This is a genomic window from Thermus scotoductus DSM 8553 (assembly GCF_000381045.1).
Classification (GTDB): Bacteria; Deinococcota; Deinococci; order Deinococcales; family Thermaceae; genus Thermus; species Thermus scotoductus.
Genome location: NZ_KB905748.1, coordinates 12338 through 37419, shown reverse-complemented (window position 1 = coordinate 37419; position 25082 = coordinate 12338). Strand labels below are relative to the sequence as shown.

Here is a 25082-nt window from a genome sequence, read left to right as displayed (position 1 = left end):
CCGGGAGGCCCTGTTCCAGGAAGCGCCTGAGGACGAGGTAGACGGTGGAGCGGTCTTTGTGGAAGTGGCGGGCGATTCTTGGGGCGGTCCAGCCCTCGGCGGCCAGGCGGACCATGGCGGCCCAGAGGCGGGTTTTCTTGTGGGTCTTCGGGTCCAGGGAGAGTTCCAGCAGGAGCCGGTCCTCCTCAGGGGTCAGCTGGATCTGAAGAGGGGCTGCCATGTTGACATGATAAGGGGTTGGCACTTAGAATGCGCCCATGGTAACCCTGAGGCGCCTCCCTGCCCTCCTGTTGATCCTGGGGCTCGGCCTGGCCCAGGGCCTGGTGCTCCCCTTCGAGGGAAGGGAGGGCTTCCGCCTGGCCCAGGCCTTTGCCGAGGGCCTTAAGGCCCCACCCCCTACCCTCCTGGCCCTCCTCCTTCCCAACCTTCCCTGGCAGGGCAGTTACGACCTGGTGGGGGGGCTTTACACCAAGGCCGGGGCCCGTCTGGCCCAAGCGGCCACCGGAGCAGACTGGGTCCTCCTAGGCCGAGAGGAGGAAAGGGGGCTTAGGCTCTTTTTGGCCCGCAAGGATGGGGTCAAGGAGGGGCTTTTTGCCACCCCAGGCCTGGCCTGGCTTTGGCTGCAGAAGGAGGGCTTGGCCCCCAAGTGGGCCCCCTTGCCCAGTCCCACCCAGTCGGAGGAAGCACTTAGGGCCCTCGCCCAAGGGCAGAACCCCGATCCCTTGCACCAGTCCGCCCTGGACCTTAAGGAGGGGCGGGGGGCTGGGCTTTTGGAAGGGCTTTTGCCTCAAAAACTCCTCCTCCTCTGGCAGGGGAAGCTCTCCCCTCCATACCAGGCCTTTTCCCTTCTCTCCCAAGGGAAGCGGGAAGAGGCGCTCAAGGAGGCCGGGAACCTGCTTTTGGGGGATGTCCTGGAAAGGACCGCGGCCCACCTTCTCCTGCGGACCCTGGAAGACGAGCGCTGGAAGGAATCCGCCCGCACCCTGGCCCAGGCCTTCCCTGAGCTTCCCCTGGCCTGGGAGGAGGTGAGCTTCGCCGCCTTCGCGGAAGGGAAGGGGGAGGAAGCCAAGGAGGCACTCCTGAAGGCCCTAAAGCTAAGGCCGGATTATTGGCTTTACTGGACCAATCTGGGCTGGGCCTACTACCTCACGGGGGATCTTCCCAGGGCCATCCTGGCCTCAAAGCGGGCGGTGGAGCTCATGCCCAACGCCACCGCCTACTACAACCTGGGCCTGTTTAAGGCCATCTACGGGGACTTCCTGGGGGCCAAGGCCGCCTACGACCGGGCTTTGCGGCTGGACGAGGGGGAGGATTTCCCGGAGGCCCTAAAGGACCTGGAGGAAAGGCAAGAACCCCTCACCCTCTACTTCCGCGCCTACCTCTCGGAAAGGGTGGGCCTTCCCGCCAAGGAGATATACCAGGCCTTCCTGAAGGCTTATCCAAAACACCCTCTGACCCCACGGGCGAAAAGGGCCCTTGAGAACCTGGGGGAGGAAACCCTTTCCCTGGAGGTGAGGAAGCTTTCCCTAATCCCTGGGGATCTGGACGCCCGGCCCTTTAGGGCTTCAGAGGCCGTTTTCCCCGAGGTGAGGCTCAGCGGCACCCCTTACCTCCCCCGCCACCAGCTGGAAACCCTCCTCTACAAGGAAGGGGCCCTCCTGGCCCAGGAGAAGAAGCCCTTGGGCTTCCCTCCCCTCACCGCCGCCCTCGAGGAGGTGGCCCCCGCCGTCACCCTGCCCGAGCCGGGCAGGTACGTGCTGGAGGTGCGCTACGGCGAGGCCCAGGCCCTAATCCCCCTGGAGGTGGGACCCGAAAGCCTGGCCCGGAAGCTTTATGCCCTGGGCCTCGAGGTGCGGGACCTGGACGGCACCCTCCTCCTCAACCCCAAGGAGGCCCTAGGCCCCGAAGGGGAAAGGCTTCTTCTGGAGAGGACCTTGGAGGCCCTGAAGGAGGCCGCCCCCCTGGCCACCTCCCCCTCCCTCACGGCGCCCCTCCCCAAGGGGCCTTACCGGGGGAAAAGCGTCCAGGAGATCCTCAAGAACCCAAGCCCCGATCTGGTCCGGGCCTTCTACGAGCACGTCCTGGAAAACCCCGAGGCCCTGGGGGAAAACGACGTGGTCAACGCCTTCGTGGAGTGGCTTCTGGGCCCCTAGCGAATCCCTTTCAGCGCCGAACCGCCTGGTAAATGGCGTTCAGCCCATCAAGCGTGCGCACCATAAGGAACAGGTTGCCCGTCTTCTGGGCCCAGAGTTGCCCCACGGCCTCCTTCTCGTAGGTCTCGGGGGTGTGCGCCAGATGCTTTCCCTTGTACTCCAACACGAGGAGGGTCCCGTCTCGCAGCCTGGCCAGAAAGTCCGGGAAGAAGTTGCCCCCGGGGTAGGGAAGGCGGAAGGCGTGGCGCCAGGTAGGGTAGTTGCGCACCCAGAACTCCACTTCCTCCAGCCCGTCCAGGAGGCGGGCGCACTGGAACTCCTCCGTTCCGTCCTGGAGATCGGCGATGACCGGGAAGAAGTGCTTTTGGAAGTCATAAGCCCCCCGGTAGGGGTTGGGCGGGAAGTAGTCCCCTTCCAAGCGAAGCGTGATGGTGCCGAGGTTGGGAGGCGTATCTTTCAAGAGGCGTTGGAAGGCTTCCTTTTGGGCCGCCTCCCGGTGGCCGCGGATCTTGGCCTCTAGGAGGTTCCTCAACTGCCTCTTCTCCGCCACCAGGTCCTCTAGGGTAAAGCCTCGCCCCAAAAGCTCTCCTAGGGCCCTGTAGATGAAGGGCAAGGTCTCCTCCTGGGGTAGGTCGGGGTGGGGAATGTGGCGGTCCAGCCAGAGGGCAAGGCTATCCAAGGTCCAGCCCACGTGGGAACCAAAGAGCCTCCCGGCCTGGTCCAGCCGCTCCAGGCGGGCGATGCGCACCCGCCCCCCATCTAGGCCGATCTCCCCTCTTTCCCCCAGGGGCTGGGGAACAAAGTCCAGGTGAGCGTCCCGGCCCGCTAGGCTCCAACCCTCCTCCAGGAAGTGCTCAACCTCCAGGGGCTCTCCATGCCAGGCGAGGAGGGGCACCTCCAGCACCCGGCCTTCCTCGGAGGGGGTGCGGACGGTGTGGGGAAGCTTCTGCCGATCCTTCTCCGCTAAAGCCTGTCGGAGTACCGCCCTCTCACTGGGGTTCAGGGGCTCCTTGATGACCAGCACCCTAACTTTTGGATCGTATTCCACCTTTGGCCCCAAGGGAGCGAGGGCTAAGGGACTAGGGGATGCCTCGAGGTGAATGCGTTCCTCCAAGCCAAGGCCCACGGTGCGCACGGTCCTTTCGGCCTCGTAGCGCTCAAACCCCTCCAGAACCAAAGCCTCCCGGAGGGTTTCCGCCGCCTCCCAGAAGTTCTCGGACACGGTGAAAGCGTAGGCCTTGTTGAGCGCTTCCTGCTCCTTGGGCCTGGCCCCCGGCATCCTGAGCACCCGGCCCAGCACCTGCTCAATGGCCGTGGGCGACTTCAGGGGACGCACCGAGGCCAGCACGTAAGCGAAGGGGCAGTCCCATCCCTCCTTGAGCTTGTCTACGGTGATGACGTAGCGCACGGGCGAGGAGGGCGAAAGGAGGTCTTGGCCGGTGAGGTCATCCCGCTCCCCCACGGAGACCACCACCTCCTCCTCCCGCACCCCGCGCTCCAGTAGAAAGGCCCTCACCTTTTCCCAGGTGTACGGATCCCCCCCACGCCGGGGCTCCGCTTGGATGAGGACGATGGGCCGGAGGTACTCCCGGCCTCTTTGGGCCAGGGCCTCAAGCTCCTTCTGTTTGGCCATAGCCGCCTGGAGGACCGCCTCCTGGTCCTTCAGGACCACGAGCTCTATGGGTAGCTTGATCATGCCCTCCCGGTGGAGCTCATGGGCGGTGGCGGCAAAGAGAACGTTGGAGTCCTCCCTGGGGGTGGCCGTGAACTCCAGGATGACCCCGGGTTCCAGGCGGGCCAGGGTGTCAAAGGAAAGGGGGGTGCGGGCGTTGTGGGCCTCGTCCACCACCACGATGGGGCGCATGATGCGGAGGAGGTTGGCCAGGGAGTACCTTCCTATCCCCTCGGGAGGCGCCAGCTTATCTTCCGGCACCGATCCGGCCAGCAGGTCAAAAACGCCCATGAGATGTCCGTTTTCCTCGTAAACCTTGCGCCCCTCGGTCTCCTCTACCCGGAAAGCCTGCAGGGTAGCCACCATGACCAGGGCCACCGCGCCCACGTCCCCCGGGGGCAGGGCCAGGGCCTCTTGCAGGTCCATGACCCGCACCTGGCCTAAGGCCTGCTCAAGGGCTTGGCGGTAGGGGTGGCGCGTGTCCTTGAGGGCCTTCAGAGTCTGGGTGCGGATAGCCTCGGTGGGGGTGAGCCAGACCACCATAGGGGCATCCTGGCCCAAAAAGCGCCGGGCCGGGGCCAGAGCGTGGGCCGCGAGAAGGGTCTTGCCCCCGCCCGTGGGGATGCGGAAGCACACGTAGGGGATGCCCTCGAGGCCCTTCGGCTCCAGGTAGGGAGGAGGGTTTTCCATGTACCGCGCGGCCACCTCCCGGAAGGCCTGATCCAGGAAGTTGGGCAGATCCTTTTCGTAGGCGCCTACCCGATGGAGGAAGTCCTCCAGTGCCCTCAGGTCCTCCTTCTGGTAGCTCTTGAGCTCCATCACTGGGCCACCTCGTAGGGGATGTGCCGAAAGGTGATGCCCCACGCCGTCAGGGTCGCCGGGTTCAGGCGGCAGGAGGTGCCGTAGACCACCTTGGGGCCGTCATGGGGAGGCAGGTGGGCCAGGACCTCCCGGGTAAGGGCGTTGCCCCCTTTGGGAGACCGGTCCTTGAGCACCCCGTTGTAGAGTAGGTAAACCGCCACCCCGCGCTGGGACACCCCAAGAAGGGGCGGGCTGATGGTGGAAGGCAGGGGTTCCCCCGTCTCCCGGTAGTAGACGTACCGGGCCAAGGTCAGGTAGTCCACTCCCTCCCGGATTCGCCCATCCGGCGTGAAGAGGGTCTCGCCTAGGCGCAGGTACTGAAAGCCGCTCCCGTGTTCCCGGGCGGCATACTCCAGACGCCTCCGGGTGATGTTCTGGGCAATGTGGGGGTCCAGCTCCACCAGGATGAAGCGCCGGTTGCCTCCGTCGGCGGCGTTTTGCTTGAGCACCGCGTGCCCCGTGGTGCCGCTACCGGCGAAGGAGTCCAGGACGATGTCCCCGTCATGGGGGTTAGTGGCGATCTGCAGAATCCGCTGGAGAAGGCGGGTGGGTTTAGGGGTGGGGAAGTCCTCTCCTTCCAGGGTCTGGCGCACCTCTCTGCGGGCTTCCTGGGTGTCCCCAACATCCTCCCGCAACCAAAGCGTGGTGGGCACCATGGTGGCCTGGACCTCGCTCAAAAACTTCTTGATCCGGGGCCTTCCCCTGCCATCTTTCCCCCACCATATGCGGTTCTCCCTTAGGTGGCGCTCGTGCTCCTCGCGCGAAAAGGCCCAGACCCGGGTGGGGGACGGCCAGATCTCCTCGCCGGTGTTGGGATTGACGATGGGGTAGTAAAGATTGGGTCGCTCTTCTTTAGTTTTTGCGCATGTGTAGTCTACTGATTGCCAAGGGCCTCTCGGGTCGTTATCCAGATTTTGGTAGCGGCCTACCTTCTCCGGGGTGGGTGGAAGCTTGTTTAAAGTCCACCCTGCGGGGTCATTACTATGGAACTTTTTTCGCTTAGCGTAGACTAAGATGTAATCGTGCATGTCGGAGAAGTAGGTGGCATCGTTCTGGAGGGAAAACTTCTTCTGCCAGATCACTGTAGCTATAAAGTTCTGTGGTCCAAAGATTTCGTCCAGGAGCATCCTCGCTCGGTGGACCTCGTTGTCGTCAATGCTCATCCAAAGGCTTCCGTCCTCCCGCAAGAGCTCGTGCAAAAGCCTCAGCCTGGGGTACATCATGGAAAGCCACTTGTCGTGCCGGGAGAGGTCTTCAGCCTCCGGGCCCACCACCTTCCCCAGCCAGTCCCGTATCTCGGGGCTGTTCACGTTGTCGTTGTAGACCCAGCCCTCGTTGCCGGTGTTGTAGGGAGGGTCTATGTAGACCAGCTTCACCCGCCCCCGGTACTGGGGGAGGAGGGCTTTTAGGGCCTCGAGGTTGTCCCCCTCCACTAGAAGATTATCGCCCTCACCGAAGGAGAGTTTAGGCACGGGCTCCAAAATGCGGTAGGGAACCTCCAAGTGGTGCCGCACTACCGCCCGCTTGCCGATCCACTCCAGGGCTGGCATGTAGAAGAGTATATCCCTGGATATAATGGAACCATGCCACAGCAAGGCCTAGCCTACCCGGTGCCCACGCTCATCTACCACATCACCCACCTGAATAACCTCCAGGGCATCCTTCAAAGAGGAGGCCTCCTCCCCTACTCCAAAAGACCTCCCGTGCGGCAGAACATGGCCTACGGGCACATCCAGGCCCGCCGCGCTCAAGTCGTGGTACCCGTAGGCCCGAGAGGCAAGCTCCACGATTACGTGCCGTTTTACTTCTGCCCCCGTTCCCCAATGCTCTACGCCATTCACACACAACAAACCGACTATCAAGGGGGCCAGCATCCTATCCTGCACCTGGTCTCCTCCGCGCAAAAGGTGGCGGAAGCCCGCATCCCCTTCGTGTTCACGGACCGCCATGCGGCCGTGCAGTATGTTCGCTTCTTCCATAAGCTAGAACACCTGAAAGCGTTAGACTGGCAAGCCATCCAGGCCTCTTACTGGGCCAATGTGCGCGAGAAAAAGCAGGCCGAGTTCCTGGTGAAGGACCTTTTCCCGTGGAAGCTGATTGAGGAAATCGGTGTGATGGACGAAACCATCCAGGCCCAGGTGGAGAGCATCCTTGCCCAGTTCCCCCATCTTCCCCATCCCCCGGTGCGGGTGCGCCGAAGCTGGTACTATTAGAAGCGCTTATGCTCCGCTTCGTGCAAGGCAACCTTCTCGAGGCCCCGGTAGAAGCCCTGGTGAACACGGTGAACACCGTGGGGGTCATGGGCAAGGGGGTGGCCTTGCAGTTCAAACGGGCTTTCCCAGACAACTACCAGGCCTACGTGAAAGCCTGCGAGCGGGGCCAGGTCCAGATTGGCCGCATCTTCGTTTACGACCGGGGCCCCCTAGCCCAGCCCCGCTACATCTTCAACTTCCCCACCAAGAAGCACTGGCGCCACCCTTCCCGTATGGAATACGTAGAGGAGGGCCTCAAGGACCTTGTATGCCGGATCCAGGAGCTTCGGGTCCGCTCTATCGCTCTGCCCCCTTTGGGGGCCGGGAACGGAGGCCTGCCTTGGCCCGAGGTCAAACAACGTATTCAGGAGGCCCTCGAGACCCTTGAGGGCGTGGAGGTTTGGGTTTACGAGCCAGTAGAAAACCCTAAAGCTCACTCCATCGTCCCTCTGAAAACCAAGCCCCGCCTCACCCCCGCACGGGCTGCCCTACTCAAGCTCTTCGGGCTATACGGGGCATTGGGGGAGCCTTTGGGCCGCCTCGAGGCTCAGAAGCTGGCCTACTTTCTGCAGGAAGCTGGCCTGGATCTAAAGCTTGACTTCGCCCGCAAGCAGTTTGGCCCCTACGCCGAGCCCCTGAACCACGTGCTAGCCCGCCTCGAGGGCCACTATATCCAGGGTTTCGGAGATCGTACGGGGGTCTCCCAAATACGCCTTAAACTCCAGGCCTTGGACGAGGCCGTCCTCTTCCTCGCCGACTACCCCAAGGCCGACGAAGCCGCTACCCGGGCGGCGGACTGGGTCAAGGGATTTGAAACCCCCTACGGCCTAGAACTCCTGGCCACGGTTCACTGGGCCGTACGCCACGAAGGAGCCCGGGACTGGGCTAGCCTGCAAAAAGGGCTCCAAGCCTGGAACCCTCGCAAGGCTACCTTCCCCAAGACCCACCTTCAGGTGGCCCTAGATGCCCTCCTAAAGCGGGGTGCCCTCCGCCCAGAAGAGTGGCAGGACCGCCCCCCCAAGTTGCCCGCCAACGTGGCTCAAGAGGCCTAGCCCACCTGTAGCTTCCGTCCGCCAAAATCCGTTGGCAGGCAACAGGCAGATCAATAAGAGAGGCACGGTAGGTTCCTCCTCCAAAAGGGGAACTACCTCCCTAGGACCCGGGGCACCTAGCCTTTTGCTACACCTATAGCTACACAGCCGCCCCCTGGAGTCTCCCCCAGGGGGCGAAAGCATCGTCCTGGTGCTGGTGGAGCCGACGGGACTCGAACCCGTGACCTCCTGAGTGCGATTCAGGCGCGCTCCCAGCTGCGCCACGGCCCCACGCGCCCTATATGGTAGCGGGGGGCCGTGGCCTTGTCTAGTCCCCTTCCTTAAGCCGCACCTCCACCCGGCCCTTCTTGTCCTTCACGGAAAGCTTGGCCTTGGCCTTACCCTTCTTGTACTCCGCCTTCCACTCGTCCTTCTTCACCTCGTACTTGACCCGCACCCAGCCTCTTCGGCGAAGGTCCTGGTCGTGGTAGCGGAAGATGGCCTCCGCCTGGGAGTAACGGTAGACCACCAAAAGCCCTTGGGGCTCAGGAAGGCGCTCCACCACCACCGCCTGGGGGAAAAGGTTAAAGGAGAGGGTGGCGGTGATGCGGAGTTCCATGGAGCCGGAGGGATTTACCTCGAGGGCCCAAGCCAGAACCAGCAAGGGTAGCATCCCGAATATCCTGCGCATGGCCTTAACCTAACCCATCCTTTCCCCTAACCCCTGAGGGTGGCCTAAAGTACACTTTAGCTATGGACGAAGTCTGGCAAAAACTCTCCGAACCCTTCCCCCCCGGCGAGGTGCAGTGGCGCATCGAGGCCCTCTCCCGGGACAAAAAACGCGCCCTGGTGGTCCCCTATGTGGATGCCCGCACTGTTTTGGACCGGCTGGACCGGGTGGTGGGTCCCGAGGGGTGGCAGGACGCCTACGAGGTGCTGGCCGACGCCGAGCGTGCGGTGAGGGACGAGCGGGGGGAGCGGCGGGAACGCCTGGTGGAGGTGAAGTGCCGCCTCACGGTCCTGGGGGTGACCAAGGAGGACGTGGGGGAAGGGGATTCCCTGAAGGCGGCCTTCTCTGATGCCTTGAAGAGGGCTGCGGTGAAGTTCGGGGTGGGCCGGTACCTCTACCGCCTCGAGAAACAGTGGGTGGACTACGACCCGGAGAAGGGCCGCTTCACCCCACCCAAGCTGCCCGAACCCTCCCCTGGCGAGGAGGAGGGCCTCGAGGAGGAAAAGCCCGAGGCCTACCGGCTCATCGACCAGCTTCTGGAAAGGCTCAAGGAAAAGGGCCTGGGCAAGGAGGCCGCCAAAATCGTTACCAGGTACGGCGGCTATGGCAAAACCCCCGAGGAAACCAAGCGGCTTTACGGGGAGCTCAGGGCCCTGCTTAAGGGATGAGAATCGTCGCCGTCGGGGACCTTCACGCCAACTTCCCCGCCCTTTGGCGGATCCTCAAGACAGAGGGACTGGCGGATGCTGGGCTTAAGCCCACCAAGGAACTCCTTTCGGGGAAGACCTATCTGGTCCTCCTGGGAGACTTGGTCCACCCCAAGACCCCCAGGGACTACGAACGCCTGACGGGGCTTAGCCCCTTCGACCCCCTGGACCCAAACCACCTGCGCCTGGCGGCAGGGGCTCAGATCCGGGAGCTATTCCGGCTAAAAGCCTTTCAGGAGGCAGCCCAGGGGCAGGTGACCATCCTCCTGGGCAACCACGACGAGGCGGTCCTAAAAGGGGAACCCATCTTGGGAAACCAGCACCTCAAGCACCTGGAGTTCCATCCCGAGCACGGGGGGCGCCCCCTTCCCAAGGCCCTAAGGAGCTGGATAGCGGGCTTCCCCCGGGAGGTGGTCTTCCATGGGGTGCACTTCGCCCACGTGGGACCTGTGCCCTGGCTCCAGGAGTACGACGAGCTCTTCTACGCCCAAAGCGAGCCCAAAACCTGGTGGTTCCGCACCCCCGACTACGTGGAGCGGATGGGCTACCGCTACGGCGTGTACGGCCATGTGCCCATGAAGGAGGGGATCCTGCTAAAGGAACGCTTCGCCCTCATCGACGCCCTGGACCTGGGGGAGTACCTGGAACTCTTTCCAGAGGAAGAGCCTTTGCGCCCCAAGGTGAAACGCCTGAACCATGCTTGAAGCCTTGCTTTCCCCCAAAGGGGTGCGGGAGCTATTGCGGCGGCACGGGCTTTATGCCGACAAGCGCTTAGGGCAAAACTTCCTGGTCTCCTTCGCCCACCTGAGGCGGATCGTGGAAGCGGCAAAGCCCTTCACCGGCCCGGTCTATGAGGTGGGCCCGGGCCTGGGGGTTTTGACCCGGGCCTTGGTGGAGGCCGGGGCTCAGGTCACAGCTATAGAGAAGGACCTGCGGCTAAAACCCCTGCTGGAGGAAACCCTGAAGGGCCTTCCCGTGAACCTGGTCTTTACCGATGCCCTGGCCTTCCCGTGGGAAGAGGTGCCTAAGGGAAGCCTTTTGGTGGCCAACCTCCCCTACAACATCGCCACCCCCTTGGTCACCCGCCTCCTCAGGACCGGGCGGTTTGCCCGCCTGGTCTTTCTGGTGCAGAAGGAGGTGGCGGAGCGCATGGTGGCCCGGCCCAATACCCCTTCCTATGGCCTCCTCTCCTTGCGGGTGGCCTACCACGCAAGGGCGGAAAAGCTCTTTGATCTCCCCCCAGGAGCCTTCTTTCCCCCTCCCAAGGTGGTGAGCAGCCTGGTGCGCCTCACCCCCAGGAAGGTGGCGGACGATCCTGCCCTTTTCCAGCTCCTCGAGGCCGCCTTTTCCAAGCGGCGCAAGACCCTGAAAAACGCCCTCACCGCCGCCGGGTACCCCAAGGAGGAGGTGGAGGAGGCCCTTAGGAGCTTGGGTCTTTCCCCGGATATTCGGGCGGAGGCCCTGGACCTATCCTATTTCCAGAGGCTCAAGGACCTTCTCTACACCAGGGTGTAATGTCTTAGCAGCCGATAATCAAATGGCTTACACCGATTAGCCTCCCCTTCGGTGTAGTCCACCCCTATTGCCCCGCACCTGGGGTGATAAGATGGGCGGGAACTGAGGTGGGGGCCTCGATGGTTTTGGGCCCTTACCTCGTGAAGAGATGCACGAAAGGAGGGGACCTTGGCGCCGATCGCGGAGTATGTGAGTATCCTGATCTATCTGGGAGTGGCCCTTTTCATCGGGGTGGCGGCCCTGGTGGTGGGGGCCCTCCTGGGTCCCAAGAAGCCGGGGAAGGCCAAGCTGATGCCCTACGAGTCGGGGAACGACCCGGCGGGGGAGGTCAAGCGCTTCCCCGTCCACTTCTACGTGGTGGCCATGCTGTTCATCCTCTTTGACGTGGAGGTGGCCTTCCTCTGGCCCTATGCGGTGAGCGCAGGCACGCTCGGCCTATACGGCTTCCTGGGCGTGGCGGCCTTCACCCTGCTCCTCTTCGTGGGCTTCCTCTACGAGTGGTGGAAGGGGGTGATGCGGTGGCACTGAAGGACCTCTTTGAGCGGGACGTGCAGGAGCTGGAGCGGGAAGGCATCCTCTTTACCACCTTGGAGAAGCTGGTGGCCTGGGGGCGCTCCAATTCCCTATGGCCCGCCACCTTCGGCCTGGCCTGCTGCGCCATCGAGATGATGGCCTCCACCGACGCCAGAAACGACCTGGCCCGCTTCGGGAGCGAGGTCTTCCGGGCAAGCCCCCGCCAGGCGGACGTGATGATCGTGGCGGGCCGGCTTTCCAAGAAGATGGCCCCTGTCATGCGGCGGGTCTGGGAGCAGATGCCCGACCCCAAGTGGGTGATCTCCATGGGGGCCTGCGCCAGCTCAGGGGGGATGTTCAACAACTACGCCATCGTGCAGAACGTGGACTCGGTGGTGCCGGTGGACGTGTACGTGCCCGGCTGCCCCCCGCGCCCCGAGGCCCTCATCTATGCGGTGATGCAGCTACAGAAAAAGGTGCGGGGCCAGGCAGTCAACGAGCGGGGCGAGAGGCTTCCCCCCGTGGCCGCCTGGAAGCGCGCCAGGGGGTGAGGTATGCGGCTCAATAGGGTGCTGGAAGAAGCCCGGGCCAAGGGCTACACCATAGAGGATAACGGCCTCGGCAACCTCTGGGTGGTGATGCCCAGGGAGGCCTTCAAGGAGGAGATGGTCCACTACAAGGCCCTGGGCTTTAACTACCTGGCGGACATCGTGGGCCTGGACTACCTGGAATACCCCGACCCCCGCCCGGAGCGCTTCGCCGTGGTCTACGAGCTGGTCTCCCTTCCCGGGTGGCAGGACGGGGATGGAAGCCGGTTCTTCCTCCGGGTCTACGTGCCGGAAAAGGACCCCAGGCTTCCCACCGTCACCGACCTCTGGGGAAGCGCCAACTTTTTGGAGCGGGAAGTTTACGACCTCTTTGGGATCGTCTTTGAAGGCCACCCGGATTTGCGCAAGATCCTGACCCCGGAGGACCTCGAGGGCCACCCCCTGCGCAAGGACTTCCCCCTGGGGGAAACCCCCACCCTCTTCCGCGAGGGGCGCTTCATCGTGCCCAGCGAGTTCCGGGCCTCCCTTACCGGGAAGAACCCCGGCCTCACCCTATACCGGGGCGGTAGCCGCAAGGGGTACCGGGCCCTTTGGGCCGATCTCATGAAGGCCAAGGAGGTCAAATGAAGGACTACCTGGACCTGGACGTGCCCATAACGGAGGAGCCCAGGGAGCTCCGCACCGAGGTGATGACCCTAAACGTGGGGCCCCAGCACCCCTCCACCCACGGGGTGCTGCGGGTGGTGGTGACCCTATCGGGCGAAGAGGTCCTGGACCTCGTCCCCCACATCGGCTACCTCCACACCGGGTTTGAGAAGAACATGGAGAACCGGACGTATACGCAGGTGATCACGTATACGCCCCGGATGGACTACCTCCACTCCTTCGCCCACGACCTGGCCTACGCCCTGGCGGTGGAGAAGCTGGTGGGGGCGGTGGTACCCCCTAGGGCCGAGACCATCCGCATCATCTTGAATGAGCTTTCCCGCCTGGCCAGCCACCTGGTCTTCCTGGGCACCGGGCTTTTGGACCTCGGGGCCCTTACCCCCTTCTTCTACGCCTTCCGGGAGCGGGAAACCATCCTGGACCTCTTTGAGTGGGTAACGGGCCAGCGCTTCCACCACAACTACATCCGCATCGGCGGGGTCAAGGAGGACCTCCCCGAGGAGTTCGTGCCCGAGCTTAAAAAGCTTTTGCAGGTCCTGCCCCACCGCATCGACGAGTACGAGGCCCTCTTTGCGGAAAGCCCCATCTTTTACGAACGGGCCCGGGGGGTGGGGGTTATTCCCCCCGAGGTGGCCATCAACCTGGGCCTCACGGGTGGCTCCCTAAGGGCCAGCGGGGTGAACTACGACGTGCGCAAGGCCTACCCCTATGCGGGCTACGACACCTACCGGTTTGATGTGCCCTTGGGGGAGCACGGGGACGTGTTCGACCGCATGATCATCCGCATCCGGGAGATGCGGGAGTCGGTGAAGATCATAAAGCAGGCCCTGGAGAGGCTGGAACCAGGGCCGGTGCGGGACCCCAACCCCCAGATCACCCCGCCCCCCAGGCACCTTTTGGAAACCTCCATGGAGGCGGTCATCTACCACTTCAAGCACTACACCGAGGGCTTCCATCCCCCCAAAGGGGAGGTGTACGTGCCCACGGAGTCCGCCAGGGGGGAGCTGGGGTACTACATCGTCTCCGACGGGGGCAGCATGCCCTACCGGGTCAAGGTGCGGGCCCCAAGCTTCGTGAACCTGCAAAGCCTCCCCTACGCCTGCAAGGGGGAGCAGGTGCCCGACATGGTGGCCATCATCGCCAGCTTAGACCCCGTGATGGGCGACGTGGACCGATAGGAGGGAAGGGAAGATGGGGTTTTTTGACGACAAGCAAGACTTCCTGGAGGAAACCTTCGCCAAGTATCCACCGGAGGGGCGACGCTCCGCCATCATGCCCCTCTTAAGGCGGGTGCAGCAGGAGGAGGGCTGGATCCGCCCGGAACGGATAGAGGAGATCGCCCAGCTGGTGGGCACCACGGCCACGGAGGTCATGGGGGTGGCGAGCTTCTACTCCTACTACCAGTTCGTGCCCACGGGACGCTACCACCTTCAGGTGTGCGCCACCTTGAGCTGCAAGCTGGCCGGGGCCGACGAGCTTTGGGACTACCTCACGGAAACCCTGGGCATCGGCCCGGGGGAGGTAACCCCGGATGGCCTTTTCAGCGTGCAGAAGGTGGAGTGCCTGGGAAGCTGCCACACAGCCCCCGTGGTCCAGGTGAACGACGAACCCTATGTGGAATGCGTGACCCGGGCGAGGCTTGAGGCGCTTCTGGAAGGCCTTAAGGCGGGCAAGCGCATCGAGGAGATCGAGCTCCCCGGCAAATGCGGGCACCACGTGCACGAGGTGGAGGTATGACCGGGCCCATCGTTTCCGGACGCGACCCCCGGTTTGAAAAAACCCTCTACGCCCACGTGGGCCAGGAGGGAAGCTGGACCCTGGACTACTACCTGAAGCACGGGGGATACGAGACCGCCAAGCGGGTTCTAAAGGAGAAAACCCCGGAGGAGGTCATCGAGGAGGTGAAGCGCTCGGGGCTCAGGGGCCGGGGCGGGGCAGGCTTCCCCACAGGGGTGAAGTGGAGCTTCATGCCCAAGGATGGGAAACAGCACTACCTGATCTGCAACGCCGACGAGTCCGAGCCAGGTAGCTTCAAGGACCGGTACATCCTGGAGGATGTTCCCCACCTGCTCCTCGAGGGCATGATCCTGGCGGGCTACGCCATAAGGGCCACGGTGGGGTACATCTACGTGCGGGGGGAGTACCGCAAGGCGGCGGACCGCCTGGAGGCCGCCATCCGGGAAGCCCGCACCCGGGGCTACCTGGGGGAGAACCTCTTCGGCAGCGGCTTCTCCTTCGACGTGCACGTGCACCGGGGGGCCGGAGCCTACATCTGCGGGGAGGAAACCGCCCTCATGAACTCCCTGGAGGGCTTAAGGGCCAACCCCCGCCTCAAACCCCCCTTCCCCGCCCAGTCGGGGCTTTGGGGCAAGCCCACCACCATCAACAACGTGGAAACCCTGGCCTCGGTGGTGCCCATCCTGGAACGGGGGGCCGACTGGTTCGCCAGCATGGGCACCGAGCAGTCCAAGGGGATGAAGCTCTACCAGATCTCCGGCCCGGTTAGGCGGCCAGGGGTTTATGAGCTTCCCATGGGCACCACCTTCCGGGAACTCATCTACGACTGGGCGGGAGGCCCTTTGGAGCCCATCCAGGCCCTCATCCCTGGGGGATCCTCCACCCCGCCCCTGCCCTTTACCGATGAGGTCCTGGACACCCCCATGAGCTACGAGCACCTGCAGGCCCAGGGCTCCATGCTGGGCACCGGAGGCGTGATCCTCATCCCGGAGAGAGTAAGCATGGTGGACGCCATGTGGAACGTGACCCGCTTCTACGCCCACGAGTCCTGCGGCAAGTGCACCCCCTGCCGGGAGGGGGTGGCGGGCTTCATGGTGAACCTCTTCGCCAAGATCGGCTCCGGGGAGGGGGAGGAGAAGGACGTGGAAAACCTCGAGGCCCTTCTGCCCCTCATCGAGGGCCGGAGCTTCTGCCCCCTGGCGGATGCGGCGGTGTGGCCGGTGAAAGGCTCCTTGAAGCATTTTAAGGACCAGTACCTGGCCTTGGTGCGGGAAAAGAAGCCCGTGCCCAGGGTGAACCTCTGGAGGTGAAGGTGGTTAAGGTCAAGGTCAACGACCGCATGGTGGAAGTGCCCCCGGGAACCAGCGTCATGGACGCGGTCTTCCACGCGGGGTACGACGTGCCCCTCTTCTGCTCGGAAAAGCACCTCTCCCCCATAGGGGCCTGCCGCATGTGCCTGGTGCGCATCGGCCTGCCCAAAAGGGGCCCGGACGGCAAGCCGGTCCTGAACGAGAAGGGAGAGCCCGAGATCGCCTGGCAGCCCAAGCTGGCGGCCAGTTGCGTCACCGCCGTGGCGGACGGCATGGTGGTGGACACCCTCTCGGAGGTGGTGCGGGAGGCCCAGGCGGGGATGGTGGAGTTCACCCTCCTCAACCACCCCTTGGACTGCCCCACCTGCGACAAGGGGGGAGCCTGCGAGCTCCAGGACCGAACGGTGGAGTACGGACTTTACGAGAAGTATTACCAGAAGGCCCCCCTCGAGCTTCCCACCTACACCCGCTTCGAGTTCACCCGCCGCCACGTGGACAAACACCACCCCCTCTCCCCCTTTGTGGTGCTGGACCGGGAGCGGTGCATCCACTGCAAGCGCTGCGTGCGCTACTTTGAGGAGATCCCAGGAGACGAGGTCCTGGACTTCATCGAGCGGGGGGTGCACACCTTCATCGGCACCATGGACTTCGGGCTTCCCTCGGGGTTTTCCGGGAACATCACCGACATCTGCCCGGTGGGGGCCCTTCTGGACCTCACCGCCCGCTTCCGGGCCCGCAACTGGGAGATGGAGGAAACCCCCTCCACCTGCGCCCTATGCCCTGTGGGGTGCGGCATTACCGCGGACACCCGTAGCGGCGAGCTTTTAAGGATCCGGGGCCGAGAAGTCCCCGAGGTGAACGAGATCTGGCTTTGCGATGCGGGTCGGTTCGGGCACGAGTGGGCGGACGAGAACCGGATCAAATACCCCCTGGTGCGGAAAGGGGAAAGGCTCGTGGAGGCCACCTGGGAGGAGGCCTTCGCCGCCATCCGGGAGGGCCTCAAGGAGGCCAGGAAGGAGGAGGTGGGCATCTACCTACCCCACGACGCCACCCTCGAGGAGGGCCTCATGGCGGCGGAGCTGGCCCGGGGGCTAAACACCCCCCACCTGGACTTCCAGGGCCGCACCGCCGCCCCAGCGAGCCTCTTTGTGCCCGCCACCTTTGAGGACCTCCTCAGGGCCGATTTCGCCCTGGTCCTGGGGGATCCCACGGAGGAAGCCCCCATCCTGCACCTCCGCCTAAGCGAGTTCGTGCGGGACCTCAAGCCCGCCCCTAAGTTCGCCCACGGCACCCCCTTCGCCGACCTCTCCATCAAGGAGAGGATGCCCCGCCGCACCGACAAGATGGCCCTCTTCGCCCCCTACCGCGCCCCCTTGATGAAGTGGGCCCGCATTGCAGGGGTCCACGCCCCCGGGGAGGAGCGGGATATCCTCCTGGCCCTTCTTGGGGAAAAGGAGGGGAGCGAGGCGGTCAAGCAGGCCAAGGAGGCGTGGGAGAAGGCCCAAAACCCCATCCTCATCCTGGGGGCTGGGGTCTTGCAGGATGCGGTGGCGGCGGAAAGGGCCAGGCTTTTGGCCGAGCGCAAGGGGGCCAAGGTGCTGGCCATGACCCCGGCGGCGAATGCCCGGGGCCTCGAGGCCCTGGGGGTCTGGCCCGGGGAGAAAGGGGCGGCCTGGGACGAACCCGGAAGCCCCTACGCCTACTACGGCTTCGTACCCCCGGAAGGGGCCCTAAAGGACAAACGCTTCCTGGTCATGCACCTAAGCCATCTCCACCCCCTGGCGGAGCGGTATGCGGATGTGGTCCTCCCCGCCCCCACCTTCTACGAGAAGCGGGGTCAGGTGGTGAACCTGGAAGGGCGGGTCCTTTCCCTCAACCCCGCCCCCATCGAAAACGGCGAGGCGGAGGGCGCCATCCAGGCCCTGGCCCTGCTGGCCGAGGCCCTTGGGGTGCGGCCACCCTTCAGGCTTGCCCTGGAGGCGGAAAAGACCCTCAAGGGTAAGGTACCTCCTCCTCTGGGCCTCCTTTCCTACCGCACCAAGGAACTCCGGCCCAAGGCCCATGAAGGGAGGCTTTACTTTAGGCCCACCATGTGGAGGGCCTGGCAGCTTACGGGCAAGGTGGCCCAGACCGTCCGCCCTGAGCTTTGGGTCCACCCGGAAACCGCCAAGACCGAGGCCCTCTTGGAGGGCGCCCGGGTGGAGGTGGAAGGCCCCTTGGGCCCGGTCCTGGCCCAGGTGGTCCACCGGGAAGACCTGCCCAAGGGCTTCCTCTACCTCTCCGCCCTCGGTCCCTTTGCGGGCAGGAGGATGGAGGCCAAGGTGTTGGTTCCCACGGGAGGTGAGGCATGAACCCTTACCCTGTGGATCCCTATTGGATGGTGGCCTTAAAGGCCCTTTTGGTGGTGGTGGGCCTCCTCATCGCCTTCGCCTTCATGACCTTGATCGAACGCCGCCTTCTCGCCCGCTTCCAGGTCCGCATGGGCCCCAACCGGGTGGGGCCCTCGGGCCTTCTCCAGCCCGTGGCCGACGCCATCAAGAGCATCTTCAAGGAGGACCTGGTGGTGGAGCGGGCGGACAAGGTGCTCTTTGTCCTGGCTCCCTTGATCGGCGTGGTCTTCGCCCTCCTGGCCTTCGGGGTCATTCCCTTCGGCCCCCCGGGAAGTTTCTTCGGCTACCAACCCTGGGTCTTGAACCTGGACCTGGGCCTCCTCTACCTCTTCGCCGTGAGCGAGATGGCCATCTACGGCATCTTCCTGGCGGGCTGGGCCTCGGGGAGCAAGTACAGCCTCCTGGGCTCCTTGCGTTCCTCGGCGAGCCTCATCTCCTACGAGCTGGGCCTGGGCATCGCCCTCCTTTCCCCTGTTCTCCTGGTGGGGAGCCTTAACCTGAACGACATCGTGAACTGGCAGAAGGAAAACGGTTGGCTTGTCCTCTACGCCTTCCCCGCCTTCCTCCTTTACGCCATCGCCGCCCTGGCGGAGGCTGCCCGCACCCCCTTTGATCTGCCCGAGGCCGAACAGGAGCTGGTCGGGGGGTACCACACGGAGTACAGCTCCATCAAATGGGCCCTCTTCCAGATGACCGAGTACATCCACTTCATCACCGCCAGTGCCCTCATCCCCACCCTCTTCCTGGGAGGGTGGACCATGCCCTTCCTCGAGGTGCCCTACCTCTGGATGTTCCTCAAGATCGCCTTCTTCCTCTTCCTCTTCATCTGGATCCGGGCCACCTGGTTCCGCCTCCGTTACGACCAGCTTTTGCGCCTTGGCTGGGGCTTCCTCTTCCCGGTGGCCCTGGTCTGGTTCCTGGTGACCGCCTTGGTGGTGGCCTTAGACCTTCCCCGCTCCTACCTCCTCTACCTTTCGCTGGCCGCTTTCCTGGTCCTTTTGGGAGCCATCCTGTACAGTCCTAAATCCGCGCGCAAAGCCCCCAAGGGGCTATCCAAAGGAGGTGGCGCATGACCCTTAAGGCCTTGGCCCAAAGCCTTGGCATCACCCTCAAGTACCTTTTCTCCAAGCCGGTAACCGTGCCCTACCCCGACGCCCCGGTGGCCCTCAAGCCCCGTTTCCACGGCCGCCACGTGCTCACCCGCCACCCCAACGGCCTGGAGAAGTGCATCGGCTGCTCCCTGTGCGCGGCTGCTTGCCCCGCTTACGCCATCTACGTGGAACCGGCAGAGAACGACCCGGAAAACCCGGTCTCGGCGGGGGAGCGCTACGCCAAGGTCTACGAGATCAACATGCTCCGGTGCATCTTCTGTGGCCTCTGCGAGGAAGCCTGCCCCACCGGGGCCATCGTGCTGGGCTACGACTTTGAGATGGCGGACTACGAGTACTCGGACCTCATCTACGGCAAGGAGGACATGCTGGTGGACGTGGTGGGCACCAAGCCCCAGCGCCGCGAGGCCAAGATCACCGGCAAACCGGTGAAACCAGGCTACGTGGTGCCCTATGTCCGCCCCGAGCTGGAGGGGTTTAAGGCCCCCACGGAAGGAGGGAAAAAGTGAGCCCCTTAGAAGCCCTAGCCCTCCTGGCCCTCCTTTTCACCGGGGTCCTGGTGGTCACCCTGAAAAACGCCATCCACGCCGCCTTGGCGCTAATCGGGAACTTCCTGATCCTGGCCGGGATCTACGTGGCCCTCGAGGCCCGCTTCCTGGGCTTTATCCAGATCATCGCCTATGCCGGGGCCATCGTGGTCCTCTTCCTCTTCGTCATCATGCTCCTCTACGCCGCCCAGGGGGAGGTGGGCTTTGATCCCCTGGCGCGAAGCCGCCCCTTGGCCCTCCTCCTCTCCTTGGGGGTGGCCCTGGTCCTCCTCTCGGGGCTTTGGGGCCTAAACCTGGCCTTCACCCAGGACCTTAAGGGCGGCCTGCCCCAGGCCCTGGGGCCCCTCCTTTACGGGGACTGGCTCGGGGTGCTTTTGGCGGTGGGCTTCCTCCTCATGGTGGCCACGGTGGTGGCCGTGGCCCTGGTGCAACCCACCCGCCCCCTGGACGCCCTAAGCCCTGAGGAGCGCAAGGAGGAAAAGGAGGTGGTGCGGTGAGCTACCTGTACGCCTCCGTCCTCCTCTTCGCCCTGGGGGTCTACGGGGTCCTGACCCGCAGGACGGCCATCCTGGTCTTTCTCTCCATCGAACTCATGCTGAACGCCGCCAACCTCTCCCTGGTGGGCTTCGCCCGGGCCTTTGGCCTGGAAGGCCAGGTGGCAGCCCTCATGGTGATCGCCATCGCCGCCGCCGAGGTGGCGGTGGGCCTGGGTCTCATCGTGGCCATCTTCCGCCAGCGGGAGAGCACCGCGGTGGACGATCTCTCGGAGCTTAGGGGGTAAGCATGTGGCTTCTTCTGACCATCCTACTTCCCCTCGTGGGCTTCGCCCTTTTGGGGCTTTTCGGCAAACGGATGAAAGAACCCCTTCCCGGGGTGATCGCCTCCCTCTTGGTCCTGGCCTCCCTCCTTCTGGGAGTGGGGCTTCTCCTCTCAGGTGGGGCCCGCTTTGAAGCGGAGTGGCTTCCCGGAATCCCCTTTAGCCTTCTCTTGGACAACCTCTCCGGCTTCATGCTCCTCATCGTCACCGGGGTGGGGTTTCTCATCCACGTCTACGCCATCGGCTACATGGCCGGGGATGCGGGCTATAGCCGCTTCTTCGCCTACTTCAATTTCTTCATCGCCATGATGCTCACCCTGGTCCTGGCCGACAGCTACCCGGTGATGTTCATCGGCTGGGAAGGGGTGGGCCTGGCCAGCTTCCTCCTCATCGGCTTCTGGTACAAGAACGTCCAGTACGCCGACTCCGCCCGCAAGGCCTTCATCGTGAACCGGATCGGCGACCTGGGCTTCATGCTGGGCATGGCCATCCTCTGGGCCCTCTACGGCACCCTCTCCATCAGCGAGCTAAAGGAGGCCCTGGAAGGCCCCTTGAAGAACCCCAGCCTCCTGGCCCTGGCGGGCCTCCTCCTCTTCCTGGGGGCCGTGGGCAAAAGCGCCCAGGTGCCCCTCATGGTCTGGCTCCCCGACGCCATGGCCGGTCCCACCCCGGTTTCCGCCTTAATCCACGCGGCCACCATGGTGACCGCCGGGGTTTACCTCATCGCCCGGAGCTCCTTCCTCTACGCCAACCTCCCCGACGTTTCCTACATCATCGCGGTCATTGGGCTCATCACCGCCTTTTACGGGGCCCTATCCGCCTTTGGCCAAAACGACATCAAGAAAATTGTGGCCTATTCCACCATCAGCCAGCTGGGGTACATGTTCCTGGCAGCGGGCGTGGGGGCCTACTGGGTGGCCCTTTTCCACGTCTTCACCCATGCCTTTTTTAAAGCCCTCCTCTTCCTGGCCTCGGGTAGCGTGATCCACGCCCTGGGGGGAGAGCAGGATGTGCGCAGGATGGGCGGGCTTTGGAAGCACCTCCCCCTGACCCGCTGGCACGGGCTCATCGGGGCTTTGGCCCTAGGGGGCCTGCCCCTTCTTTCCGGCTTCTGGTCCAAAGACGCCATCCTGGCCGCCACCCTCACCTACCCCTTTGGCGGCCTGGGCTTCTACCTGGGGGCGCTTTTGGTGGCGGTGCTCACCGCCATGTACGCCATGCGCTGGTTCGTCCTGGTCTTCCTGGGGGAAGAGCGGGGCCACCACCATCCCCATGAGGCCCCTCCGGTGATGCTTTGGCCCAACCACCTCCTGGCCCTGGGCTCGGTGCTGGCCGGGTACGTGGCCCTGCCCTATCCCCTGCCCAATCCCCTCGAGGCCTTCCTGAAGCCCACCTTGGCCGAGGTGGAAGCCCACCACCTTTCCCTGGGGGCGGAGTGGGGGCTCATCGCCCTCTCGGGGGCGGTGGCCCTCTTGGGGCTTTGGCTGGGCTACACCTTCTTCCAGCGCAAGGCCTTCCCCGCCTGGTACCTCACCTTTGAGGCCTGGAGCCGGGAAAGCTTCTTTGTCGACCGGGTGTACAACGCCTTAATCGTGAACCCCTTGAAGGCCTTGGCGGAAGCCCTCTTCTACGGGGACGGCAGCCTCCTTCGCGGCTACCTGGGCCTGGGCGGGGCGGTGCGGAGCCTGGGCCAAGGGATGGCCCGCCTGCAGACCGGTTACCTAAGGGTCTACGCCCTGCTCTTCGTGCTGGGCGCTTTGGCGCTACTGGGGGTGATGCGGTGGTAATCCTGGCGATCCTCCTACCCATCCTCTTCGGCCTTCTCCTCCTCCTGGGCCTTCCCCGCGCCCTGGGGGTCTTGGGAGCGGGCCTAAGCTTCCTCTTAAACCTCTACCTCTTCCTCACCCACCCCGGGGGGACGGCCCACCCAGTAACCCTTCCCCTTCTTCCCGGTGTGGGGGTCTACTGGGCCTTCGGGCTGGATGGGCTTTCCGCCCTCTTCTTCCTTACCATCGGTCTTACCGTCTTCCTGGGGGCCTTGGTGGCCCAGGTGGAGGGGCGGTTTTTGGGCCTCGCCCTTTTGATGTCGGGCCTTCTCCTCGGGCTTTTCGCCGCCCGGGACCTCTTGGTCTTCTACCTCTTCTTTGAGGCGACCTTGATCCCCGCCCTCCTCATGCTCTTCTTCTACGGAGGGGAGGGGCGGGTGCGGGCCCTCTACACCTTCCTCCTCTTCACCCTGGCGGGCTCCCTGCCCATGCTGGCGGCAGTCCTGGCGGCCAAGGCCCTGGGAGGCAGCCCAAGCTTCCTCCTCGAGGACCTCCTGGCCCACCCGGTGAAGGGAGGGGCGGCGCTTTGGGTCTTCTTGGGCTTCGCCCTGGCCTTCGCCATCAAGACCCCCCTCTTCCCTCTCCACGCCTGGCTTCCCCCCTTTCACCAGGAGAACCACCCTTCAGGCCTGGCGGATGCCTTGGGGACCCTCTATAAGGTGGGGGTCTTCGCCTTCTTCCGCTTCGCCATCCCCTTGGCCCCCGAAGGATTCTCCGAGCTCCAGGGGCTTCTCCTTTTCCTGGCGGCCATCTCCGCCCTGTACGGGGCCTGGGTAGCCTTCTCTGCCAAGGACTTCAAGACCCTTTTGGCCTACGCCGGGGTTTCCCACATGGGGGTGGCGGCCTTGGGCACCTTCTCCGGCACCCCGGAAGGAGCCCTAGGAGGACTTTACCTCCTGGCGGCCAGCGGGGTTTACACCGGCGGGCTCTTCCTACTTGCGGGAAGGCTTTACGAGCGGCTTCACACCCTGGAGATCGGTCGCTTCCGGGGTCTTTCCGCCCCTGCCCCGGCCTTGAGCGCCCTGGCCCTCTTCCTCTTCCTGGCCATGGTGGGGCTTCCCGGGCTTTCCGGCTTCCCCGGGGAGCTTATGACCCTCCTGGGCGCCTACAAACAAAGCCCCTGGCTCACCGCCATGGCCTTCCTTTCGGTGATCGCCGGGGCCGCCTACGCCCTCACCGCTTTCCAGAAGGTCTTCTGGGAAGAAGGTACCCAGAAGACCGAAGATCTGAAGGGAGCGGAGTGGCCCTTCGCCGCGCTGGCGGTGGCCGCCTTGGTGCTCATGGGGGTCTTCCCCGGCTTCTTCGTAAAGGGCCTTAAGCCCTTAGCGGAAGCCTTCGCCAAGATCCTTGGAGGTGGCGCATGACCCTCCTGGTGCTTAGCCTCTTCTCCGTGGCTCTCACCCTCTTGGGCTTCTTCGTCTCGGTGCCCCTTTTCAAACGATTCACCATCCTGGGGCTTTCCCTGGCCCTCCTTTCCCTCCTTCTCACCTGGGGAAAACCCTTCGCCCTTGGCCCCTACCACGTGGACGGGATCTCCCAGGTCTTCACCCTGCTGGCCCTTTTGGGGGCCCTTTGGACCGTGGGACTGGTGCGGAGCGGGCGGTTTGAGTTCTACCTGCTGGTGCTCTACGCCACCTTGGGGATGCACCTCCTCGCCTCCACCCAAAACCTCATCCTGATGCTGGTGGCCCTCGAGGCCCTCTCCCTCCCCCTCTACGCCCTGGCCACCTGGCGACGGGGGGAAGGCCTGGAGGCCGCCTTGAAGTATTTCCTCCTGGGGGCCTTGGCCGCGGCCTTTTTCCTCTACGGCACCGCCCTCCACTACGGGGCCACGGGAAACCTCCTGGCGGGCACCCCCGGCGAAGGGCCCCTCTACGCCCTGGCCCTGGGCCTTCTTTTGGTGGGACTAGGCTTCAAGGTGGCCCTGGCTCCCTTCCACTTCTGGACCCCGGATGTCTACCAGGGTAGCCCCACCCCCGTGGTGCTCTTCATGGCCACGGGGGTGAAGGCCGCAGCCTTCGCCGCCCTGCTTAGGGTGGCCGCCCCCGGCGTCCCCGACGCCTTGGCCCTCCTCGTCGCCTTCTCCGTCCTCCTAGGGAACCTGGCCGCCCTGGGCCAGAAGGAGGCCAAGCGGCTTCTCGCCTATAGCTCCATCGCCCATGCGGGGTACATGGCCTTGGCCCTCTACACGGGAAACGCCACGGCCTTGGGCTTTTACCTCCTCACCTACGTCCTGGCCACGGGACTGGCCTTCGCCGTGCTCTCGGAGGTCTCCCCGGACCGGGTGCCCCTGGAGCGCCTTAAAGGGCTCTTCCACCGGGACCCCCTCCTCGGCCTTGGCCTGTTCGTGGCCTCCTTGTCCCTCCTGGGCCTTCCCCCCCTGGCTGGCTTCTGGGGCAAGTACCTGGTCTTCACCGAGGCCGCCAAGGCCGGGCAGTGGGGCCTTTTGGTGCTGGCCCTCATCACCAGCGCCGTGAGCGCCTACTACTACCTGGCCCTGGGCTTGGCCGTGTTCCAGAAGGGGGCAGCCGAGGCCCATCCCCGTCCCTTGGCCCGGGGGGTGGCCCTGGGGGTAGCCCTTCTCCTCATCCTGCTGGGCCTTATCCCCGGGGCGGTTCTTCCCGCCCTGGCCGCGGGCTAAGCCCGGGGCCTTCTTTCGGGCCCTGGGGTACAGAAGGTATCCCGGGGCCCGGGCTT

The 25082-nt window shown here is 64.4% G+C and carries 24 protein-coding genes and 1 tRNA gene; 20 read left to right on the top strand and 5 right to left on the bottom strand.

Annotated features, from left to right (window positions below):
* On the bottom strand, nucleotides 1-220 hold a 220-nt coding region (locus F604_RS0107900), incomplete at its 3' end, for a helix-turn-helix domain-containing protein (protein WP_019551181.1).
* A gap of 37 nt (nucleotides 221-257) precedes the next feature.
* Here F604_RS0107900 and F604_RS0107895 point away from each other — a divergent pair.
* Entirely contained in the window at nucleotides 258-2153 is a 1896-nt protein-coding gene (locus F604_RS0107895) for a tetratricopeptide repeat protein (RefSeq protein WP_019551180.1), read from the top strand.
* Nucleotides 2154-2163: 10 nt separating this feature from the next.
* Here the strand turns inward: F604_RS0107895 and F604_RS0107890 are convergent, their stop codons facing one another.
* Entirely contained in the window at nucleotides 2164-4644 is a 2481-nt protein-coding gene (locus F604_RS0107890) for a DEAD/DEAH box helicase (protein ID WP_081624241.1), read from the bottom strand.
* Entirely contained in the window at nucleotides 4644-6236 is a 1593-nt protein-coding gene (locus F604_RS0107885; RefSeq protein WP_019551178.1) for a site-specific DNA-methyltransferase, read from the bottom strand. Before F604_RS0107885 ends, F604_RS0107890 begins: the two co-directional genes overlap by 1 nt.
* Nucleotides 6237-6269: 33 nt before the next feature.
* Here F604_RS0107885 and darT point away from each other — a divergent pair, with 33 nt between their 5' ends.
* Nucleotides 6270-6899, top strand: coding sequence for a type II toxin-antitoxin system toxin DNA ADP-ribosyl transferase DarT (gene darT / locus F604_RS0107880; RefSeq protein WP_019551177.1), 630 nt, complete (start codon nucleotides 6270-6272; stop codon nucleotides 6897-6899).
* Nucleotides 6900-6919: 20 nt separating this feature from the next.
* Nucleotides 6920-7990, top strand: coding sequence for a type II toxin-antitoxin system antitoxin DNA ADP-ribosyl glycohydrolase DarG (gene darG, locus F604_RS0107875; RefSeq protein ID WP_248644153.1), 1071 nt, complete (start codon nucleotides 6920-6922; stop codon nucleotides 7988-7990).
* Between the two features lie 194 nt (nucleotides 7991-8184).
* On the opposite strand, the gene F604_RS0107870 is transcribed toward darG, so the two are convergent.
* A tRNA-Ala gene (locus tag F604_RS0107870) sits at nucleotides 8185-8260 on the bottom strand.
* Nucleotides 8261-8297: 37 nt separating this feature from the next.
* Complete coding sequence (locus F604_RS0107865; protein ID WP_019551175.1) at nucleotides 8298-8642, bottom strand: hypothetical protein; 345 nt, start codon at nucleotides 8640-8642, stop codon at nucleotides 8298-8300.
* A gap of 80 nt (nucleotides 8643-8722) precedes the next feature.
* Between F604_RS0107865 and F604_RS0107860 the strand changes: the two genes are divergently transcribed.
* From F604_RS0107860 to F604_RS0107780, 17 genes are all read left to right on the top strand, one after another.
* The gene (locus tag F604_RS0107860; protein WP_015716522.1) at nucleotides 8723-9367 is read left to right on the top strand and encodes a Rad52/Rad22 family DNA repair protein; all 645 of its coding nucleotides are present in this window, start codon (nucleotides 8723-8725) and stop codon (nucleotides 9365-9367) included.
* The gene (locus F604_RS0107855) at nucleotides 9364-10110 is read left to right on the top strand and encodes a metallophosphoesterase (RefSeq protein WP_019551174.1); all 747 of its coding nucleotides are present in this window, start codon (nucleotides 9364-9366) and stop codon (nucleotides 10108-10110) included. The genes F604_RS0107860 and F604_RS0107855 overlap by 4 nt, the downstream gene beginning before the upstream one ends.
* Nucleotides 10103-10921 carry a 16S rRNA (adenine(1518)-N(6)/adenine(1519)-N(6))-dimethyltransferase RsmA gene (gene rsmA / locus F604_RS0107850; protein ID WP_019551173.1) on the top strand — a complete coding sequence of 273 codons (819 nt, stop codon included), beginning with the start codon at nucleotides 10103-10105 and terminating at the stop codon, nucleotides 10919-10921. Before F604_RS0107855 ends, rsmA begins: the two co-directional genes overlap by 8 nt.
* Nucleotides 10922-11089: 168 nt before the next feature.
* Nucleotides 11090-11449, top strand: a complete 360-nt coding sequence (locus F604_RS0107845) for an NADH-quinone oxidoreductase subunit A (RefSeq protein ID WP_019551172.1) — start codon at nucleotides 11090-11092, stop codon at nucleotides 11447-11449.
* The gene (locus F604_RS0107840) at nucleotides 11440-11985 is read left to right on the top strand and encodes a NuoB/complex I 20 kDa subunit family protein (RefSeq protein WP_015716518.1); all 546 of its coding nucleotides are present in this window, start codon (nucleotides 11440-11442) and stop codon (nucleotides 11983-11985) included. Before F604_RS0107845 ends, F604_RS0107840 begins: the two co-directional genes overlap by 10 nt.
* A 3-nt stretch (nucleotides 11986-11988) precedes the next feature.
* Nucleotides 11989-12609 (top strand): NADH-quinone oxidoreductase subunit C, encoded by a 621-nt coding sequence (locus tag F604_RS0107835; protein ID WP_019551171.1) that lies wholly within the window; start codon nucleotides 11989-11991, stop codon nucleotides 12607-12609.
* Entirely contained in the window at nucleotides 12606-13826 is a 1221-nt protein-coding gene (gene nuoD, locus F604_RS0107830; protein WP_019551170.1) for an NADH dehydrogenase (quinone) subunit D, read from the top strand. Before F604_RS0107835 ends, nuoD begins: the two co-directional genes overlap by 4 nt.
* 13 nt (nucleotides 13827-13839) lie before the next feature.
* Entirely contained in the window at nucleotides 13840-14385 is a 546-nt protein-coding gene (nuoE, locus tag F604_RS0107825) for an NADH-quinone oxidoreductase subunit NuoE (RefSeq protein WP_019551169.1), read from the top strand.
* A complete protein-coding gene (gene nuoF / locus F604_RS0107820; protein WP_019551168.1) occupies nucleotides 14382-15695 on the top strand; it encodes an NADH-quinone oxidoreductase subunit NuoF in 1314 nt (437 codons plus the stop codon). The genes nuoE and nuoF overlap by 4 nt, the downstream gene beginning before the upstream one ends.
* A gap of 2 nt (nucleotides 15696-15697) precedes the next feature.
* Complete coding sequence (nuoG, locus tag F604_RS0107815) at nucleotides 15698-18046, top strand: NADH-quinone oxidoreductase subunit NuoG (RefSeq protein WP_026329062.1); 2349 nt, start codon at nucleotides 15698-15700, stop codon at nucleotides 18044-18046.
* A complete protein-coding gene (gene nuoH / locus F604_RS0107810) occupies nucleotides 18043-19158 on the top strand; it encodes an NADH-quinone oxidoreductase subunit NuoH (protein ID WP_019551166.1) in 1116 nt (371 codons plus the stop codon). The genes nuoG and nuoH overlap by 4 nt, the downstream gene beginning before the upstream one ends.
* On the top strand, nucleotides 19155-19703 hold the full coding sequence (gene nuoI / locus F604_RS0107805) for an NADH-quinone oxidoreductase subunit NuoI (RefSeq protein WP_015716511.1): 549 nt from the start codon (nucleotides 19155-19157) through the stop codon (nucleotides 19701-19703). Before nuoH ends, nuoI begins: the two co-directional genes overlap by 4 nt.
* On the top strand, nucleotides 19700-20239 hold the full coding sequence (locus tag F604_RS0107800) for an NADH-quinone oxidoreductase subunit J family protein (RefSeq protein WP_019551165.1): 540 nt from the start codon (nucleotides 19700-19702) through the stop codon (nucleotides 20237-20239). The genes nuoI and F604_RS0107800 overlap by 4 nt, the downstream gene beginning before the upstream one ends.
* Entirely contained in the window at nucleotides 20236-20523 is a 288-nt protein-coding gene (gene nuoK, locus F604_RS0107795; protein WP_019551164.1) for an NADH-quinone oxidoreductase subunit NuoK, read from the top strand. Before F604_RS0107800 ends, nuoK begins: the two co-directional genes overlap by 4 nt.
* A 2-nt stretch (nucleotides 20524-20525) precedes the next feature.
* Entirely contained in the window at nucleotides 20526-22346 is a 1821-nt protein-coding gene (gene nuoL / locus F604_RS0107790) for an NADH-quinone oxidoreductase subunit L (protein WP_019551163.1), read from the top strand.
* A complete protein-coding gene (locus F604_RS0107785; RefSeq protein WP_019551162.1) occupies nucleotides 22340-23749 on the top strand; it encodes a complex I subunit 4 family protein in 1410 nt (469 codons plus the stop codon). The genes nuoL and F604_RS0107785 overlap by 7 nt, the downstream gene beginning before the upstream one ends.
* Nucleotides 23746-25026 carry an NADH-quinone oxidoreductase subunit N gene (locus F604_RS0107780; RefSeq protein WP_019551161.1) on the top strand — a complete coding sequence of 427 codons (1281 nt, stop codon included), beginning with the start codon at nucleotides 23746-23748 and terminating at the stop codon, nucleotides 25024-25026. Before F604_RS0107785 ends, F604_RS0107780 begins: the two co-directional genes overlap by 4 nt.
* Nucleotides 25027-25082 lie beyond the last annotated feature (56 nt).